The sequence below is a fragment of the Comamonas trifloxystrobinivorans genome, assembly GCF_043359985.1.
Lineage (GTDB): Bacteria > Pseudomonadota > Gammaproteobacteria > Burkholderiales > Burkholderiaceae_C > Comamonas > Comamonas trifloxystrobinivorans.
On sequence record NZ_JBHZGV010000010.1, the window covers coordinates 154,608 to 172,349 of the forward strand.

A 17,742-nucleotide genomic window follows, 5' to 3' on the forward strand; every position below is an offset into this window, starting at 1 on the left:
GGTGCGCAGAAAACAGGCGGTTTTTTGCGCATGCGCAGCTCAGCTTGGCTGCGAGGTTGCCAATTGGGATTTGTTTGACGGAGTTACTTGACAGTGAGCAAGCGCTTGCCAAGCGCGCTTACATCGGCCACCAGCTCAGCAGGCTCAGCGCAAACGGCAGACTGGCCACGCCGCAGATGGTGGACAGCGTCACCAACCCCGCCACATACGCGCCGTTGTAGCCCATACGGGCGGCGAGCACGTAGCAGGTCGATGCCGTAGGCAGGGCCGAGAAGATGAGCAAGATGGATGCCTGCTGGGGCGACAGGCGCAACCAGTGCGCCACGCACAGCGCGATCAATGGCGTGACGAGGTGGCGAATGGCGAGCACCGAAGTGCTCAGCAGCTTGCCCTGCGTCAGCAAACCCAGCTGCATGCCCGCGCCGGCCGACATCAGGCCCAAGGCGATCGAGGCCTGGCCGATGCGCGCCACCGTGGGCTCCACCACCGCAGGCAGGCGCAGGCCCAGCAGGTTGCAGGCCAGCGCGCTGAGCGTGGCCAAGATCAGCGGGTTGCGCAGCAGCTCGCGCATGAAGCCGGTCTGCGAGCCCTTGGCCATGGGGTAGACGGCGGCAATGTTGAACATGGGCACGCACACGCCAATCAGCACCGAGATCAGCTGCAAACCCTGGGCGCCGGCCAGGCGCTCGGCCAGTGCGAGGCCGATGAAGGAGTTGAAGCGAAAAGCGATCTGTGCGCTGGCGGCGGCGTCGCGCGCATCCACGCGCTTGCCGACCCAGGGCCAACGGGGCAGCGTGAAGGTGAGGGCGATGGCGATCAGCCCGGTGCCAATGCCGGCGAGCATCAGGCTGGAGGTGCTGTGCCAGTCGATGGGGCTGCGAATGATCGAATAGAACAGCAGCGTCGGGAACAGAAAGTAGTACACCAGGCTTTCCACTGGCTGCCAGATGGAACGGTTCAGCGCCGTGTAGCGGCACACCAGATAACCAATCAGAATCAGCGAAAAATCGGGGAAAAGCAGTTGGGCGTAGTTCACCGGCGCAAGCATAGCGGATTGGCCATGGGCGCGAGGGCAAAAAGGTCGCGCAGGCGCGCGCTGGCGCGGTCTGCCCTGGGGTTGCGCGCATTCCCGGCCATGGCGGGTGCAAAACCGGCCAGCGGCTCCGGTGGATGCGGGAAAACACCGGCAATCACACACGCGCTGGCGGGCCAAGAGCCGTTTCATTACCGCTAGCATTGCGCTATTGCAAAGTGCTGGCTGTTGGCCGGCGTTGGCTTTGCGCGCTGTTGCAACCTGGCTTGCCTGCCTTGGCAGCAAGCCTTTGAAGGAGACCAAAAATGATCAATCGCCGACTGTGCCTGGCCATGGCACTGGCGCTGGGCAGCGCTGGTGCGCTGGCTGCCGACAACTACCCCAGCAAGCCGATCCGCCTGATCGTGCCCTTTGCCGCTGGCGGCACCACCGACATCATCGCGCGCGTGATCTCCGAGCCGCTGTCCAAAGCACTGGGCCAGCCCGTGGTGGTAGACAACAAGAGCGGCGGCGGTGGCACGGTAGGCGCGGCCGAAGCTGCACGTGCGCCTTCGGACGGCTATATCCTGAGTATCGCCACGGTCTCGACCACGGCCACCAACCCGGCCATCAACCCCAAGATGCCGTACGACGTGCAAAAGGACTTCACGCCCATCATCAACGTGGCGGCCACGCCCAACGTGATTGCCGTGCACCCGAGCTTTCCGGCCAAAAACTACCAGGAGTTCATTGCCGAGCTCAAGAAGAACCCGGGCAAGTATTCCTACGCCACGCCTGGCCCTGGCTCCATCGCCCACCTGCTGATGGAAATGCTCAAGGCCGAGGCGGGTGTGAACGTGCTGCACGTGCCTTACCGCGGCGGCGGCCCGGCTTTGAACGACACGGTGGCCGGCCAGGTGAACATGATTTTTGACAACCTGCCCTCGGCCTACCCCTTCATCAAGGACAAGCGCCTGCGCGCCATCGTGGTAGCGGCGCCCGGCCGCGTGGTGGGCATGGAAGACATTCCTACCTTCAAGGAAGTGGGTGCGCCGGTGGTCAACCGCTCGGCCTACTACGGCATCGTCGGCCCCAAGAACCTGCCCAAGGACATTGTCGACAAGGTCAACGCCGCCACACGCAAGGCGCTGGAAGACCCGGCGGTGCGCAAACGCATCGAAGACACCGGCTCGGTCATTCTGGGCAACACGCCCGAGCAGTTTGCCCAGCAAATGAAGGACGAGTACGCCGCCTACAAGGCCGTGGTCGACAAGCAGGGCATCAAGCTCGACTGATGCGCTCGGGGCCTGTGGGCCCGCAACGCCGGTAAACAAACAGGGCAGCTCGGTGACGGGTTGCCCTGTTTGCATCAAGCATCGGCATTCTCCGGCAAAAAACACGGGCTATTTCTGACGAGGGAGCCTGTATTTATCCGTTATAAAAGCGCTGTGCTGAAAATGCATTGCGCAGCCGCCCCGACCGCCGAGCATACCTTGGGCATGGTCAGCGCCTGCACCACTTCAAAGAGGAGATTCCATACTATGCAACGTCGCTCTATCCTGGGCCTGACTCTGATGGCAGCTGCAGCCGCTACCGTGAGCACGGGCGCGCTGGCCGATTCCAAATACCCTAACAAGGCCATCCGTCTGATCGTTCCATTCGCCGCCGGCGGCACGACTGACATCATCGCCCGCGTGATCGCCGATCCGCTGGGCAAGGAACTGGGCCAGCCCGTGGTGGTGGACAACAAGGGTGGCGCTGGCGGCACTATTGGCGCTGTGGAAACGGTGCGTGCGCAGCCCGACGGCTACACGCTGGGCATTGCCACCGTGTCGACCACGGCCACCAACCCGGCCATCAATCCCAAGATCGCTTACGACCCGATCAAGGACTTCACGCCCATCATCAACGTGGCGGCCACGCCCAACATCATTGCGGTGAACCCCAAGTTCCCGGCCAAGAACTACAAGGAGTTTGAGGCCGAACTCAAGAAGAACCCCAACAAGTACAGCTACTCGTCCTCGGGCACCGGCGGCATCCAGCACATGCTGATGGAGCTGTACAAGAGCCTGAGCGGCATCCAGATGACCCACATCGCCTACCGTGGTGCGGGCCCGGCGCTCAACGACACGGTGGCTGGCCAGGTCAACATGATTCTGGACAACCTGCCTTCGACCCTGCCTTTCGTCAAGGACAACCGCCTGGTGCCCATCGTGGTGGCTGCGCCTGAGCGCCTGGCCGTGCTGCCCGATGTGCCTACCTTCAAGGAAGTGGGTCTGGAGCCGGTGAACCGTATGGCTTTCTACGGCATCCTCGGCCCCAAGGGCCTGCCCAAGGAAGTGGTCGACAAGATCAACGCCGCCACCAAGAAAGTGCTGGCTGACCCCGCCGTGCGCAAGCGCATCGAAGACACCGGCTCGCTGGTGGTGGGCAACTCGCCAGAGCAGTTTGCCGACCAGATCAAGGCCGAGTTTGCCGTGTACAAGGATGTGGTGAAGAAGCAGGACCTGAAGCTGGACTGATTGCTCTAAGCTTCGTACTAAAGCCGCCCGCGTAAGCTGGCGGCTTTTTTCTTGCTGTATCAGGCGCCACAGCTGGGCTTCGAGGGCGCCGAGTGGTAAGCATCTGCGTCCTCAGCGGAGAGGTCTGCGCTTCGCGCAGATGCCGGGAATTCGCCCCGGCGGGCGACCTTCTTTCTTGCTGCACGGCAAGAAAGAAGGCAAAGAAGCGTGCCCTACATCCAGCGTCCCCGACCGCCCCGCAAAGCGGGGCAATCGGGGCAACCTGCGGCCACAACAAACGCCGGCGTGCAGACGAACTCACTCCGCGCCAAAGCGCTCCGTTCAAACAGCGTCTGCAAGTCAGTGCACGAAGTTTGGCTGTCCTGCGGCAGCCAAACCGCCGGCGTTTGCTGCGTCCGCAGGCGCTGGCTGAAAGGGGGTAGGACATCCTGAACAGCCAACAGCCAACAGCCAACAGCCAACAGCCAACAGCCAACAGCCAACAGCCAACAGCCAACAGCCAACAGCCTGCGAGAGTTGCGCTGGTTTGCTGGCGTTCACGATGGCCGCTGCAGAGCAAGCAAGACCAGCTGCACATAGAGTGGAGTTTCACTGTCAATTTGGGTATTTGCAAAAGCGCTATGCGGCAGAGTCAAAGTGGCGAAATAGCGCAGTTGCGCAAGGCTGGCGCTGTGTTGGCAGGCGTGTTGGACGGCCTTGCGAGGCAAACGCCATGTGATGTATGCGCTGGCTGCTGTATCGGCAAAAACGGGCCAGCGCGCAGGCCGAGCACGCGGCGTTTTCGTGCCATCATCGGCGCATGGCTCGCCCCAAAAAATCTACTTCTGTCTCCCAGCCTGCACCGGCAGCGCATCCGGCTATCGACCGGTTTATTGACGCGGTGTGGCTGGAAGACGGCTTGGCGCGCAATACCCTTGCAGCGTATCGGCGCGATCTGACTCTGTACGGCCACTGGCTGAGCGCTGAGCACCCTGACACGGCGCTGGAGCAAAGCCAGGAGGCGCAGCTGCAAGCATTCTTCGCCGCCAAAATTGGCGATAAGGCCACCACGGCCAACCGGCGTCTGACGGTGTTGAAGCGCTTTTTCCATTGGGCGCTGCGCGAGCAATTGATCAGTGCCGATCCTACGATTCGCCTGTTGGCTGCCAAGCAGCCGTTGCGCGTGCCCAAGACGATGACGACGCAAATGGTCGAGGCCTTGCTGGAAGCGCCCGATGTGGGCCATCCGCTCGGCCTGCGCGACCGGGCCATGTTGGAGCTGATGTACGCCAGCGGCCTGCGCGTGTCAGAGTTGGTGGAGCTCAAAAGCGTGCAAGTGGGCCTGGCCGAAGGCGTGTTGCGCGTCATGGGCAAGGGCAGCAAGGAGAGGTTGGTGCCGTTCGGCCAGGTGGCGCAGCAATGGCTGGAACGTTATCTGAGCGATGCGCGGCCCGCCATCTTGAACGGCCGCCAGAGCGCTGATCTTTTTGTCACCAGCAGGGGCGGCGGCATGACACGCGTGGCCTTCTGGATGATCGTGAAAAAATACGCGCAGCTGGCCGGCATCACCGCGCCGCTGTCACCGCATACCTTGCGCCACGCCTTTGCCACGCACTTGCTCAACCATGGCGCCGACTTGAGAGTGGTGCAATTGCTGCTGGGCCATGCCGACATCTCGACCACCACGATCTACACGCACGTGGCGCGCGAGCGGCTCAAACACTTGCATTCTCAGCACCATCCGCGCGGTTAGCTTGAGAAGCCTGGTGGGTGACGGGTAAGCCGATATTCAAATAGCGACTTTTGCAGCGTACGCGCCATTGTGGATTTTCCCCTCAATGGCAGCAGAGGCGCTCAGGCGCGACGCAAGGCTGCAGACAATACTTCGGTATGGTAAAGCCTTGCAACAAAGCATGAGCGTCTCTGCTGCCACCTGGAAACGAAAACTCTCAACGCCAGAGCCATTGGCAGCGTTCGTCGGGTCACTCGCGCAACCCGGTGTATTCGAATCCAAGCCTCTCAAATCCCCAGCGGATTCTTGCGGCCTTTTTCTACCGGGTTGGCGAGCAGCTTTTGTGCGGGGTAGGCGCGCAAAAACTCCTTGGCTTTGGCGGCGGTGGCGTTGAGCCAGGCGTCGTATGAGCCTTCGTTCAGTATGGCGGGCATGCTTTTTTCGCTGCCCTGGGCCTGGTAGCGGTTCATCAAACCGTGGGCATTGGCGTTGACGGTGATGATGGCGTAGCTCAGCAGCTCGCTGCCGTCTTCCGGGTCTGTCCAGCGCGCCCACACGCCGGCCACGCCCATGGGCAGGCCGTCGACGCGGGCAATGCGTGTGGGCTTGGGGCGGCCTCCGCCACGGTAATCGTCGGTGATGAAGGCTTGCATGGGCACGATGCAGCGCTGGTTGTTGAGCCAGGCTTCGCGGAAAGCCGTGGCGGTAGATACGGTGTCGTATTTGGCCGTGACCAGCTTGGTGGCACGCAGCTTGCCATCTGATGCCGATTTCACCCATTGCGGCACCAAGCCCCATTGCGCAGGCAGCAAAATGCGCTGGGGCGCATTGGCTTTGGCTTCTGCAGATTCGGCGCTCGCTGCGGCATCGGCAGGCGCGGTTGCTGTCTCGGTGGGCTGCGCAGCCTTGAGTGCAGCGCGTTCAGCGTCGGTGGCTGATTCAAGGCTGCGCACAATCATCAGCCCCGGCTTGCGTGGCGTCATCTTGCGCTCGCCCAGTTCGGCGGGCGGCGCTACGCGAAAAGCGGTCGGGAAAAGGTCGGCGGCTTTGATGGCTTCGTATTGGGTGCTCATAGGGCGAGATGGTACGGGCTTTGCTGTGGGGCAGGCGGAAAAAAGCCCGCCTTTGTGGGGGCGGGCTGGTGGTAAGCGCAGTGCTGCTTAGAGCGACTGGCCGAGCTTGCGCAGAAAGCGCTCGCAGGCTTCGAGCTGGCTGATTTCGACAAACTCGTTGGGCTTGTGCGCCTGCTCGATGTTGCCGGGGCCGCAGACCACGGTTGGAATGCCGATGTTCTGGAACAGGCCGGCTTCGGTGCCATAAGCCACCTTGCGCTTGGTGGTGTCGGCGGTCAGCGCGCGCACCAGGGCGGTGATGGCGGCTTGCTCGCTGGCTTCCAGCGCCGGGGCATAGGGGCCGGTTTCGATGTCGATGCGGGCATCGGCAAACTCGCGCTGCATGCGGGGAAGCAGCTCGTCGTGCACATAGCTCTCGACCTTGGCCTGGATGCTCTCCGCCGTCATGCCCGGCAGGTTGCGGAACTCGTAGTTGAACTCGCACAGCTCGGGGATGGTGTTGACCGCGATGCCGCCCGAGATCTGGTTGGTGGTCATGGTGGTGAAAGGCACGTCGTAGAACTCGTCGTACGGACCTTGGGCCTTGAACTGGTCGGCCACATCGCGGATATGGCAGATCAGGCGCGCAGCGTACTCAATGGCGTTGCAGCCCTTGGGCGTGAGCGACGAATGCGCGGCCTTGCCATGCACTTTGCAGCGGTACAGGTTGATGCCTTTGTGCGCCACCACCACTTGCATGCTGGTGGGCTCGCCCACCACGCAACCGTCTGCCACCTGGCCACGGGCTTGCAAGGCGCGCAGCATCACGGGGGCGCCAGCGCAGCCCACTTCTTCGTCGTACGACAGGGCAATGTGCAGCGGTTTTTTGCGCGGCATGGCAATGAACTCGGGCACCAGTGCCAGCGAGGCGGCGATGTAGCCCTTCATGTCGGCACTGCCACGGCCAAACAGCTTGCCGTCTTTTTCGGTCAGCGCAAAGGGGTTGGTGTCCCAGTTCTGGCCGTCCACCGGCACCACATCGGTGTGGCCCGAGAGCACGATGCCGCCTTGGGTGCTGCCGTCGTCGGCGGGCAGGGTGGCAAACAGATTGGCCTTGTCGCCTTCGGGCGAATGGATTAGCTCGACCTTGAGGCCCTGGCGCGCGAGGTCGTCGCGCACGGTTTCGATCAGGGCCAGGTTGGAGTTGCGGCTGGTGGTGTCAAAAGCCACCAATTTTTCCAGCCAGGAGCGGGTGTTCATAACGCAGTCACTCGGGAGTTAAATCGCAAGAGGCCGAGTGTAGAAGGCTTGGGAAAACTGCGTGAGGCGCTGTGTATTAAGAAGTTGAGCGGCGCTGCTTGCGCACGCAGCGCCAGTAGCCCAATGCGCCACCAAGACAGGCCCAAAACAGCAGGCTGCCAACGCCGGCGATCAGCATGCCTTGCATCTGGCGTTCGAAGTGCAGCGCAGTTTCGAGTGGGCCTTCGATAGGTGCGGACATGGCGTTCCACAGAGCGAAGAGCAGTAAGCCGGGAGCGCAGGCGGCCATTGCCAGAAGGAACACAGCGCTGCCGATGAACCCACCCATGATGCCTGAGAGGGCGCCGCCGACACCAAGGGCGAAAAAGGCGTAGAAGACCGTCGTGAACGCTCCCGACAACGCTGCCAACCAAGGCCGGCAGCGGCTGGGCTGCTCGTAGCAGGCGGGGTGGACGTTGCCGGCTGCGGTGTTGGCCAGTGGGTCGGTAGCGGTTGTTGCGGTGGTAGGGTGCATGGGCTTCTCTCCTGTTTGTGCACGAACTGTGACCGCGCAGGGTGAAGCGAGCAGGAAGTGTGTGAAGCGAGGGTGAAGCGGAAATGCGTGGAGCGGTAGCGCCGGTTCAGGATTAACGCGCCACTGCCTGCACGGGCAGAAACTGCAGCAGACTGCCGCCGGCCAGGCCTTGCACATAGCCGATGACGGCGCGGCGGTACTTCTCGGACACCACATCGGCCATCAGATCGTTGCGCGCAATCATCTTGCCGAACTCGCGTTCAAAGCTCAGGTTGCGCTGGCTGGCGTTGATTTCGTTGGTCAGCAGCATGGGCTGGCCGTTGGCCAGTTTGCGGTGGGTGAGCATCCAGTTGGCGATTTCGAGGTTGCGCGAGGCGTTGTAGACCATTTGCGCATCGAGCCCGTGGATCAGGTAGAGCGTGGTGCGGCCGCCATAGGCGGTGATCAGCATGTCGGCCGTGGCCCAGGTGAAGGCGGCCACGCGGTCGCCCGAGAACTCGGGCGCTAAGGCCATGCTCATGCCTTCAATGTCGCGCTGGTCCATCAGATCGGGCCAGGGCTGCTCGTTCTCTATCGCGTCCTTGACGGCCTGGATCGCCTGCTCGCGGCTGTCAAAGCCGCCCTTGCGCCACTCTTGCGGATTGCGGCGGTAGAGCTTGTCCATCAGCAGGTACAGGCTTTGCAGATTGGCGTGGATGCTGAGTGTGGCCATGCGGTTGACGTCGGACTGGCCCCACTCCTTGGTCTCCATATCGCGCTCGGGCACTTTGCCGCGCACGGCAGGCGTATCGGCGCAACCGGTCAGCAATAACGCAGTCAGGCATGCGGAAATTCCAAGGGAGCGGGCGGTGCGACAAGGCATATCAAATCGTCAGGGTCTGCTATCTTTTTGATTATTACAAAGCATTGTGCATGCGCGTTGCAACGGTGCACTGCGCAAGCGCCCAGTTTGTGGGAAAATGCACACGTTTTACTCTTCAACCCTGCACAAGAGCGAGAAAGGCAGATTCGGTTATGACACCGCGAACGACGACCGCTGGAGGTTTGGCTGGCCATTAAGGCCGGTGGTTCGCGCCTGCACGATTGTTGATCGTCTTCCTCCTCACACACACCCAAAGCGCGGACCGGTTCCGCGCTTTTTGCATTCTGGCCGGCGCGGTTGCTGACAGCCCACAGATTTCACAGGATCACAGGAATATTTATGGTTCAAATTACGCTCCCCGATGGTTCCAAGCGCGACTATCCCGGCCCGGTGTCGGTGGCCGAGGTGGCCGCTTCGATTGGCGCCGGCCTCGCCAAGGCTGCGCTGGCCGGCAAGGTCGGTATTGGCGATAACGCCAAGGTCGTCGACACCAGCTATGTGATCGAGCAAGATGCGCCGCTGGCCATCGTGACCGCCAAGGACAAAGACGGCCTGGAAGTGATTCGCCACTCTACCGCCCACTTGCTGGCTTACGCTGTCAAAGAGCTGTTCCCCGATGCGCAAGTGACCATCGGCCCCGTCATTGAAAACGGCTTCTACTACGACTTCAGCTACAAGCGTCCCTTCACGCCCGAAGACCTGGCCGCCATCGAGAAAAAGATGACCGAGCTGGCCGGCAAGGACGAGCCTGTGGTGCGCCGTGTGCTGCCGCGTGACGAAGCGGTGAGCTACTTCAAGGGCATTGGCGAAGACTACAAGGCCGAGATCATTGCCTCGATCCCCAGCAACGAAGAAGTCAGCCTGTACCGCGAAGGCAAGTTTGAAGACCTGTGCCGCGGCCCGCACGTGCCCAGCACCGGCAAGCTCAAGCACTTCAAGCTGATGAAGGTGGCGGGCGCTTACTGGCGCGGCGACCACCACAACGAGATGCTGCAACGCATTTACGGCACGGCCTGGGCCAGCAAGGATGAGCTGCAGCAATACCTGCACATGCTGGAAGAAGCCGAGAAGCGCGACCACCGCAAGCTCGGCCGTGAGCTCGATCTGTTCCACATTGACGAGTGCTCGCCCGGCACCGTGTTCTGGCACCCCAAGGGCTGGTCCATCTGGCAAGAGGTGGAGCAGTACATGCGCCAGGTGTACCGCGACAACGGCTACCAGGAAGTGAAGGCGCCGCAGATTCTGGACAAGAGCCTGTGGGAGAAAACCGGTCACTGGGACAAGTACCGCGAGAACATGTTCACCACCGAATCGGAAAAGCGCGAGTACGCGCTCAAGCCGATGAACTGCCCGGGCCACATCCTGATCTTCAAGCAAGGCATCAAGAGCTACCGCGATCTGCCGCTGCGCTTTGGCGAGTTCGGCAACTGCCACCGCAACGAGCCCACCGGCTCGCTGCACGGCATCATGCGGGTGCGCGCCTTCACGCAAGACGACGGCCACATCTTCTGCATGCCCGATCAGATCCAGGCCGAAGTGACGGCTTTTACCTCGCTGTTGCAAAAGGTCTACAAGGATTTTGGCTTTACCAACATCTTGTACCGCCTGTCGACCCGTCCGGAAAAGCGCATCGGCACCGAAGAGAGCTGGGACAAGGCCGAGGCCGCGCTGGCCGAAGGTCTGCGTGCATCGGGCTGCGATTTTGAATACCTGCCCGGCGAAGGCGCTTTTTACGGCCCCAAGATCGAGTACACCTTGAAGGACGCGCTGGGCCGCGAATGGCAATGCGGCACGATCCAGGTCGACCCGAACCTGCCCGAGCGCCTGGATGCCGAATTCGTTGGTGAAGACGGCAACCGCCACCGCCCGATCATGTTGCACCGTGCCATCGTCGGCTCGCTCGAACGCTTCATCGGCATTCTGATCGAGCAGCACGCTGGCGCGCTGCCCACCTGGCTGGCGCCCACGCAAGTGGCCATCCTCAACATCACCGACGCACAGGCCGATTACGTGCAGGAAGTGGCCGACAAACTGCGTAAGGCCTTGCCACACCAAGACCTGCGTGTGGTTACCGATCTGCGCAACGAGAAGATTACGTATAAAATACGTGAGCATTCGTTGCAAAAGCTGCCCTACATCCTCGTCGCCGGCGACAAGGAAAAGGCAGCTGGTGCCGTAGCAGTGCGCGCCCGGGGCGGTAAAGACCTCGGTGTGATGTCTCTGGATGCCTTCGTCGATCTGATGGCTCAAGACATCGCCTCTAAAGCATAAAACTCTCTGGTAAGTGGGCTTTGGACAGCGTGGACTGCGTCTTAGCAGCTACGCTGTCGTAGCTTTTAAATTTTTAGGGTGAAAGCCATAGCTACTGAATTTCGTGATCGCCGCCACCGCGAAGAGCGCAAACACCGTCTGAATCGTGAGATCCAGGCCTCTGAAGTGCGCCTGTCCGGTCCTAACAATGAACCTCTGGGCATCGTGCCGCTGATGGAAGCACTGCGCATGGCGGGCGAGCTGGACGTCGACCTGGTGGAAATCGCCGCCACGGCCGTGCCGCCGGTCTGTCGCCTGATGGACTACGGCAAGTTCAAGTACCAAGAGCAGAAGAAGGCGGCCGAAGCCAAGGCCAAGCAAACCGTCATCGACATCAAGGAAGTCAAGTTCCGCCCCGGTACCGATGATGGTGACTACAACGTCAAGATGCGCAACATCAAGCGCTTCCTGGCTGACGGCGACAAGGTGAAGGTGACGCTGCGCTTTCGTGGCCGCGAAATCACGCACCAAAGCCTGGGTATGGACCTGCTCAACCGCATCCGCGACGAGCTGGCCGATACCATCCAGGTCGAGCAGTTTCCCAAGCTGGAAGGCCGCCAGATGATCATGATGATCGCTCCGGCGCGCAAGAAGCCCGGTGCTGCAGGCGCTGCCGGCGGTGGTAAATCTGCCGAAGGCGATAAAGCCCCAGTAGCGGCGGCTTGAAAAATCGCTTAAAATAGCAAATTCCGACAGGCGGCGCTCAGCCGCCTTCGGTTTTTATAGGGAGAGCTGCTTTTTGCACTGGCGCATGTGTGCATGCGTTGGCTGCGGGTAGCTGCACTTTCTTAGATGGATAGGGTTTCCGGTCTGTCGCAAAAGTGGCTCGGGGCCAACAAGTTCAGCCAAGTGGTCTGAACGCCTCACGAGCACAATCCATAAGGAGCATTCACATGCCCAAAATGAAGACCAAGAGCAGCGCGAAGAAGCGTTTTCGCGTTCGTCCAGGTGGCACCGTCAAGCGCGGTCAAGCCTTCAAGCGTCACATCCTGACCAAGAAGACCACCAAGAACAAGCGCCATCTGCGTGGTGCAGTGAACGTGCATGAGACCAACATGGGTCACATGGCACAGATGCTGCCCGGCATGGGCCTGTAATTCACTGACGAACAAGGAGAAAACACATGCCTCGCGTCAAACGTGGTGTAACGGCTCGCGCCCGTCACAAAAAAGTTCTGGCCCTTGCTAAGGGTTTCCGTGGCCGCCGTGGTAACGTCTTCCGCGTTGCCAAGCAAGCCGTCATGAAGGCTGGTCAGTATGCCTACCGTGACCGTCGCAACAAGAAGCGCGTGTTCCGCCAACTGTGGATCGCTCGTATCAATGCTGCTGCACGTGAACTGGGCCTGACCTACAGCCAATTCGCCAACGGCCTGAAGAAGGCTGCCATCGAAATCGACCGCAAGATGCTGGCCGATATCGCCGTGCACGACAAGGCCGCTTTTGCAGCCATCGTCGACCAAGTCAAGGCCAAGCTGGCTGCCTGAGGTCACGATCGGTAGTTACTCTCCGTTTAGTAGCTGCTGGTGCAACACAGCAAGGGCTAGGGCTTGAAAAGGCACTAGCCCTTGTTTATTTTCAAGAATCGATAAAGAGTCGGTATGAACGAGTTGGATTCTCTGGTCGAAAGCGCCAAGCAGTTGTTTGCGCAAGCCCACACCCCCGCTGATCTGGAAAACGCCAAGGCGCAGTTTCTGGGCAAGTCGGGCAAGATGACCGAGCTCATGAAGGGCATGGCGCAGCTTTCCGTCGAAGAGAAAAAATCGCGCGGTGCTGCCATCAACGTGGCCAAGCAGGCCATCGAAGCGGCCCTGACCGCCCGCCGCAAAGCCCTGGCCGATGCCGAGCTGGAAGCCCATCTGAAAGCCGAAGTGCTGGACGTGAGCCTGCCCGGTCGCCGCCGTGGCGCAGGTGGCCTGCACCCGGTCTCCATCACCATGGAGCGCATCGAAGGCATTTTTGGCTCGATGGGTTTTGAAGTGGCACAAGGCCCCGAGATCGAATCCGACTGGTTCAACTTCACCGCGCTCAACACGCCCGAAGACCACCCCGCGCGCTCCATGCACGACACCTTCTACGTAGAAGGTGGCACGCAGCACGCGCCCAACCTGCTGCGCACGCACACCAGCCCCATGCAGGTGCGCCACGCGGTGCAGCACGTCAAGCGCTACCGCAACCTGATCGACGCTGGCCAAAGCATGCCCGAGATCCGCGTGATCGCGCCGGGCCGCACCTACCGCGTGGATTCGGATGCCACCCACTCGCCCATGTTCCACCAGTGCGAAGGCCTGTGGATTGGCGAGAACGTCAGCTTCAAAGACCTGAAAGTGGTCTTCACCGATTTCTGCAAAACCTTTTTCGAACAGGACGATCTGGTGCTGCGCTTCCGCCCCAGCTTCTTCCCGTTCACCGAGCCATCGGCGGAAATCGACATCCAGTTCCAAAGCGGCCCGCTGGCTGGCAAGTGGCTGGAAGTTTCGGGCGCCGGCCAGGTGCACCCCAACGTGGTGCGCAACATGGGCCTGGACCCCGAGAAATACATCGGCTTTGCCTTTGGCATGGGCCCCGATCGCCTGACCATGCTGCGCTATGGCGTGAACGACCTGCGCCTGTTCTTCGACGGCGATATCCGTTTCCTGTCGCAGTTTCAGTGATTGAAAAGCGAGCGGCTGCTGCTGCTTCCCTGGGTTGAAATGCTGGATACCAGCGTCGGCCCCACAGCACACCCGCTCCTGTTTTGAAAGCAAGAACGCCTTGGCCAGTGGCTGCCCAACCAGCACTGGCCTGAAAGCCAAAGAGTCTGACTATGCAATTTCCTGAATCCTGGTTGCGCGAGTACTGCAACCCGAAGCTGACGACCCAAGAGCTGGCCGATACCCTGACCATGGCAGGCCTGGAGGTCGAAGAACTCGACCCGGTGGCCCCTGCCTTCACCGGCATCGTCGTTGGCGAAATCAAAGAAGCTGTGCAACACCCCGACGCAGATCGTCTGCGTGTCTGCCAGGTCGATGTGGGCGGCCCAGAGTTGCTGAACATTGTTTGCGGTGCGCCCAATGCCCGCGTCGGCATCCGCGTGCCTTGCGCTACGGTGGGCGCCGAGCTGCCGCCCGGTGCTGATGGCAAGCCCTTCAAAATCAAGATCGGCAAGCTGCGCGGCGTGCAAAGCTTTGGCATGCTGTGCTCGGCCAAAGAGCTGGGCATTGCCGACGACCACGGCGGCCTGCTGGAGCTGCCGCTCGATGCGCCGCTGGGCCAGAATGTGCGCGAGTATCTCAACCTCGACGACACACTGTTCACCCTGAAGCTCACGCCCAATCTGGCGCACTGCCTGAGCGTGTACGGCGTGGCGCGCGAGCTGTCGGCGCTGACCGGCACGCCGCTCAAGCCGCTGTCTTTCCCCGCTGCCGCCGTGGCCACGCAAGACAAGCTGCCCGTCAAGATTGAAGCGACCGACCTGTGCGGCCGCTTCTCGGGCCGCATCGTTCGTAACGTCAACACGCAAGTGAAAACGCCCCAGTGGATGCTGGACCGTCTGGCCCGTTGTGGCCAGCGTGGCGTCTCGCCATTGGTCGACATCTCCAACTACGTCATGTTCGAGCTGGGCCGCCCCAGCCACATCTTTGACCTGGACAAGATCAGCGGTGGCCTGAACGTGCGCTGGGGCAAAGAGGGCGAAACCCTCAAGCTGCTCAACGGCAACACCATCAAGATCGACGACTTCATCAAAGTCGGCGTGATCGCCGATGAGCATGGCCTGGAATCGCTGGCCGGCATCATGGGTGGCGACGCCACCGCTGTGTCGGATGACACCAAGAACATCTACATCGAAGCCGCTTTCTGGTTCCCCAAGGCAGTTGCTGGCCGCTCGCGTCACTTCAACTTCTCGACCGATGCTGGCCACCGCTTCGAGCGCGGTGTAGACCCTGAGTTCACCACCGAACACATCGAGCGCATTACCGCACTGGTGCTGGAAATCTGCGGCACGCCCGAGACGCAAGTCGGCGCCATGGACGACCAAAAGCCAAACATGCCTGCGCCCAAGACCGTGCAACTGCGCGTGGCCCGTGCGGCCAAGGTCATCGGCATGCCCGTCACGCAACAGCAAGTGCTGGATGCGCTGAACGGTTTGGGCCTGCCCGCTACGGTGGCTTCCGAAGGGGTGGTCAGTGTGACGGCTCCCACCTTCCGCTTCGACATCAATCTGGAAGAAGACTTGATCGAAGAAGTGGCCCGCATGATCGGCTACGAAAACCTGCCGACCACCAAGCCGCTGGCTCCCATCTCGCCCAAGTTGCGCGCTGAGAACCAACGCAGCCCGTTTGGCGTGCGCCACGAACTGGCCGCCCTGGGCTACCAGGAAACCATCAACTTCAGCTTTGTTGAAGAAAAGTGGGAGCAAGAGCTGGCTGGCAATAACAACGCCATCAAGCTGCTCAACCCGATTGCCAGTCACCTGAGCGTGATGCGCTCGTCGCTGCTGGGTTCGCTCCTGCAAGTGCTCAAGTTCAACGTGGACCGCAAGGCCCAACGTGTGCGCGTGTTTGAGCTGGGCCGTGTGTTCTTCAAGGACGAATCGGTCGTTGAATCCGACACCACCGTCAAAGGCTTTTACCAGCCCATGCGCGTGGCCGGTTTGGCCTACGGCGCTGCTGACCAACTGCAATGGTGCCGTGCCGAAGCCAAGGTCGATTTCTACGACATCAAGGGCGATGTGGAAGCCCTGCTGGCACCGGCCAAGCCTGTGTTCGAGCCTGCTGAACACCCTGCCATGCATCCTGGCCGTTGCGCCCGCGTGCTGCTGGACGGCAAGGCCATCGGCTTTGTTGGCGAGCTGCATCCCAAGTGGCGCCAAGAGTGGGATCTGGCCCAGGCACCGGTGATGTTCGAACTGGAGCTGGATGCTGTGCTGGCCCGCCAAGTACCAGTGTTCAAGCCCGTGGCCAAGCACCAGGCCGTGGAGCGCGATATCGCCGTGGTGGTGAAGGAAGCTGTTACCCACGCACAAGTCATGACGGCTATCCAAGCGGCCTCGGTCGGTGGTATCTTGCGTAATGCAGTCTTGTTCGACGTGTTCCGCCCCAAAAAGCTCAAGGCTGGCGAAGAAGCCGCGGCGGGTAGCCTGGCCCAGGACGAAAAGAGCCTGGCCGTGCGCCTGACGCTGGGCAACGACGAACGTGCGCTGGAAGACACCGAGATCGACACCGCCATGCAAGCCGTGTTGGAGCAACTCAAACAAAGCGTTGGCGCCCGCCTGCGCTAAACGGTATTGCGAGGACTGTTATGGAATTCACAGTAGAAAGCCTGGAGCAACCCGCGCTGACCAAGGCGCAGCTGGCCGACATGCTGTTTGACAACATCGGCCTGAACAAGCGCGAAGCCAAGGACATGGTCGATGCTTTCTTCGACCTGATCGCCGAAAGCCTGGTCAAGGGCGAAGACGTCAAGCTTTCCAGCTTCGGCAACTTCCAGGTGCGCATGAAAAAAGCCCGCCCGGGCCGCAACCCGCGCACCGGTGAAGAAGTGCCGATCGAGGCGCGCCGCGTGGTCACCTTCCACGCCAGCGGCAAGCTCAAAGACTCGGTCCAGGCGCCGGCTGACCAGGCCTGAAGGCAGGCCACCCGCCGGGTTGACGCCACGGCGCCGCCAATCGGCGTGCCACGTGGGCCGTTCATCCGGCTCCCGTGCTTTTGTGCAACACAGCCGCCTTGGCGGCTGTCTACAATTTGCCCATGGACAAACAGCTCCCTCCCATCCCCGCCAAGCGCTACTTCACCATCGGTGAAGTCTCGGTGCTGTGCGACGTCAAGCCACATGTGCTGCGGTATTGGGAGCAGGAGTTCACGCAGCTGCGCCCCGTCAAACGCCGTGGCAACCGGCGCTATTACCAGCACCACGAAGTGCTGATGATTCGTCGCATCCGCGAGCTGCTGTACGAGCGCGGCTTCACCATCAGCGGCGCCCGCAACCAGCTGCAAGCCTTGCCACGCGGCCAGGCCATGCTGGATGCATTGTCTGACGATGCTGCTTTTGCCTTTGGTTTGGACGAGCAGGGCAGCGATGCCGGTTTGGCTGATGCCGCTTTGGCCAGCAGCGAACCGGTCACCTGGAAGCAGGCGGCCATCGAATTGGCCGAAATTCGCCGCATTCTTTCTGGTGAGGCCGAAAACTGAGGTTATAATCAATGTCTTCGGAATGTAGCGCAGCCTGGTAGCGCACTTGCATGGGGTGCAAGGGGTCGCGAGTTCGAATCCCGCCATTCCGACCAAACAGACAAGGGTCCTAGCTGAAAAGCCAGGACCCTTTTTCTATTTCTGCCTTCCGCAGCGATGGCGCTGCCATGGTGGGCTTGCTTCTCGCACATTGCCGCAGTTTGTCTGGCGGGTGCCAAACTGCTTGTATAATCTAAGTCTTCGGAATGTAGCGCAGCCTGGTAGCGCACTTGCATGGGGTGCAAGGGGTCGCGAGTTCGAATCCCGCCATTCCGACCAAACAGATAAGGACTT

Annotated in this window: 16 protein-coding genes and 2 tRNA genes; 13 read left to right on the top strand and 5 right to left on the bottom strand. The window is 61.2% G+C overall.

Annotation, left to right across the window (positions count from 1 at the left end):
• Nucleotides 1-118: 118 nt before the first annotated feature.
• Entirely contained in the window at nucleotides 119-1,048 is a 930-nt protein-coding gene (locus tag ACFIQF_RS13825; protein WP_393943693.1) for an AEC family transporter, read from the bottom strand.
• A gap of 290 nt (nucleotides 1,049-1,338) precedes the next feature.
• On the opposite strand from ACFIQF_RS13825, the gene ACFIQF_RS13830 reads away from it, so the two are divergent.
• From ACFIQF_RS13830 to xerD, 3 genes are all read left to right on the top strand, one after another.
• Entirely contained in the window at nucleotides 1,339-2,307 is a 969-nt protein-coding gene (locus ACFIQF_RS13830) for a tripartite tricarboxylate transporter substrate binding protein BugE (RefSeq protein ID WP_393943695.1), read from the top strand.
• A 246-nt stretch (nucleotides 2,308-2,553) separates the two neighbouring features.
• Nucleotides 2,554-3,534 (top strand): tripartite tricarboxylate transporter substrate binding protein BugE, encoded by a 981-nt coding sequence (locus ACFIQF_RS13835; protein WP_393943697.1) that lies wholly within the window; start codon nucleotides 2,554-2,556, stop codon nucleotides 3,532-3,534.
• Nucleotides 3,535-4,333: 799 nt separating this feature from the next.
• A complete protein-coding gene (xerD, locus tag ACFIQF_RS13840) occupies nucleotides 4,334-5,266 on the top strand; it encodes a site-specific tyrosine recombinase XerD (protein ID WP_393943699.1) in 933 nt (310 codons plus the stop codon).
• Between the two features lie 266 nt (nucleotides 5,267-5,532).
• Here xerD and ACFIQF_RS13845 read toward each other — a convergent pair whose 3' ends face one another.
• From ACFIQF_RS13845 to ACFIQF_RS13860, 4 genes are all read right to left on the bottom strand, one after another.
• A complete protein-coding gene (locus tag ACFIQF_RS13845) occupies nucleotides 5,533-6,318 on the bottom strand; it encodes an SOS response-associated peptidase (protein ID WP_393943701.1) in 786 nt (261 codons plus the stop codon).
• Nucleotides 6,319-6,405: 87 nt separating this feature from the next.
• On the bottom strand, nucleotides 6,406-7,557 hold the full coding sequence (gene argE / locus ACFIQF_RS13850) for an acetylornithine deacetylase (protein WP_393943702.1): 1,152 nt from the start codon (nucleotides 7,555-7,557) through the stop codon (nucleotides 6,406-6,408).
• 76 nt (nucleotides 7,558-7,633) lie between these two features.
• On the bottom strand, nucleotides 7,634-8,071 hold the full coding sequence (locus tag ACFIQF_RS13855; protein WP_393943704.1) for a hypothetical protein: 438 nt from the start codon (nucleotides 8,069-8,071) through the stop codon (nucleotides 7,634-7,636).
• Nucleotides 8,072-8,183: 112 nt separating this feature from the next.
• The gene (locus ACFIQF_RS13860) at nucleotides 8,184-8,933 is read right to left on the bottom strand and encodes a hypothetical protein (protein WP_393943706.1); all 750 of its coding nucleotides are present in this window, start codon (nucleotides 8,931-8,933) and stop codon (nucleotides 8,184-8,186) included.
• A gap of 339 nt (nucleotides 8,934-9,272) precedes the next feature.
• Here ACFIQF_RS13860 and thrS point away from each other — a divergent pair, with 339 nt between their 5' ends.
• The 10 genes from thrS to ACFIQF_RS13910 all read left to right on the top strand — a co-directional run bounded on the left by thrS (nucleotide 9,273) and on the right by ACFIQF_RS13910 (nucleotide 17,727).
• Entirely contained in the window at nucleotides 9,273-11,204 is a 1,932-nt protein-coding gene (gene thrS, locus ACFIQF_RS13865; protein ID WP_393943708.1) for a threonine--tRNA ligase, read from the top strand.
• A gap of 78 nt (nucleotides 11,205-11,282) precedes the next feature.
• Entirely contained in the window at nucleotides 11,283-11,909 is a 627-nt protein-coding gene (gene infC / locus ACFIQF_RS13870) for a translation initiation factor IF-3 (protein WP_393943710.1), read from the top strand.
• A gap of 227 nt (nucleotides 11,910-12,136) precedes the next feature.
• Entirely contained in the window at nucleotides 12,137-12,340 is a 204-nt protein-coding gene (gene rpmI, locus ACFIQF_RS13875) for a 50S ribosomal protein L35 (protein WP_105729206.1), read from the top strand.
• Between the two features lie 26 nt (nucleotides 12,341-12,366).
• Nucleotides 12,367-12,726: a 50S ribosomal protein L20 gene (rplT, locus tag ACFIQF_RS13880; RefSeq protein ID WP_184710706.1), complete on the top strand. Its 360-nt coding sequence runs from the start codon at nucleotides 12,367-12,369 to the stop codon at nucleotides 12,724-12,726.
• A 114-nt stretch (nucleotides 12,727-12,840) separates the two neighbouring features.
• Nucleotides 12,841-13,893 carry a phenylalanine--tRNA ligase subunit alpha gene (gene pheS, locus ACFIQF_RS13885; RefSeq protein WP_393943712.1) on the top strand — a complete coding sequence of 351 codons (1,053 nt, stop codon included), beginning with the start codon at nucleotides 12,841-12,843 and terminating at the stop codon, nucleotides 13,891-13,893.
• Nucleotides 13,894-14,045: 152 nt separating this feature from the next.
• Nucleotides 14,046-16,499, top strand: a complete 2,454-nt coding sequence (pheT, locus tag ACFIQF_RS13890) for a phenylalanine--tRNA ligase subunit beta (RefSeq protein ID WP_393943714.1) — start codon at nucleotides 14,046-14,048, stop codon at nucleotides 16,497-16,499.
• A 20-nt stretch (nucleotides 16,500-16,519) separates the two neighbouring features.
• On the top strand, nucleotides 16,520-16,846 hold the full coding sequence (locus tag ACFIQF_RS13895) for an integration host factor subunit alpha (RefSeq protein WP_393943715.1): 327 nt from the start codon (nucleotides 16,520-16,522) through the stop codon (nucleotides 16,844-16,846).
• A gap of 122 nt (nucleotides 16,847-16,968) precedes the next feature.
• Nucleotides 16,969-17,409 carry a MerR family transcriptional regulator gene (locus ACFIQF_RS13900; RefSeq protein ID WP_393943717.1) on the top strand — a complete coding sequence of 147 codons (441 nt, stop codon included), beginning with the start codon at nucleotides 16,969-16,971 and terminating at the stop codon, nucleotides 17,407-17,409.
• A gap of 18 nt (nucleotides 17,410-17,427) precedes the next feature.
• Nucleotides 17,428-17,504 (top strand) — tRNA-Pro (locus tag ACFIQF_RS13905).
• Nucleotides 17,505-17,650: 146 nt separating this feature from the next.
• Nucleotides 17,651-17,727, top strand: a tRNA-Pro gene (locus tag ACFIQF_RS13910).
• Nucleotides 17,728-17,742 lie beyond the last annotated feature (15 nt).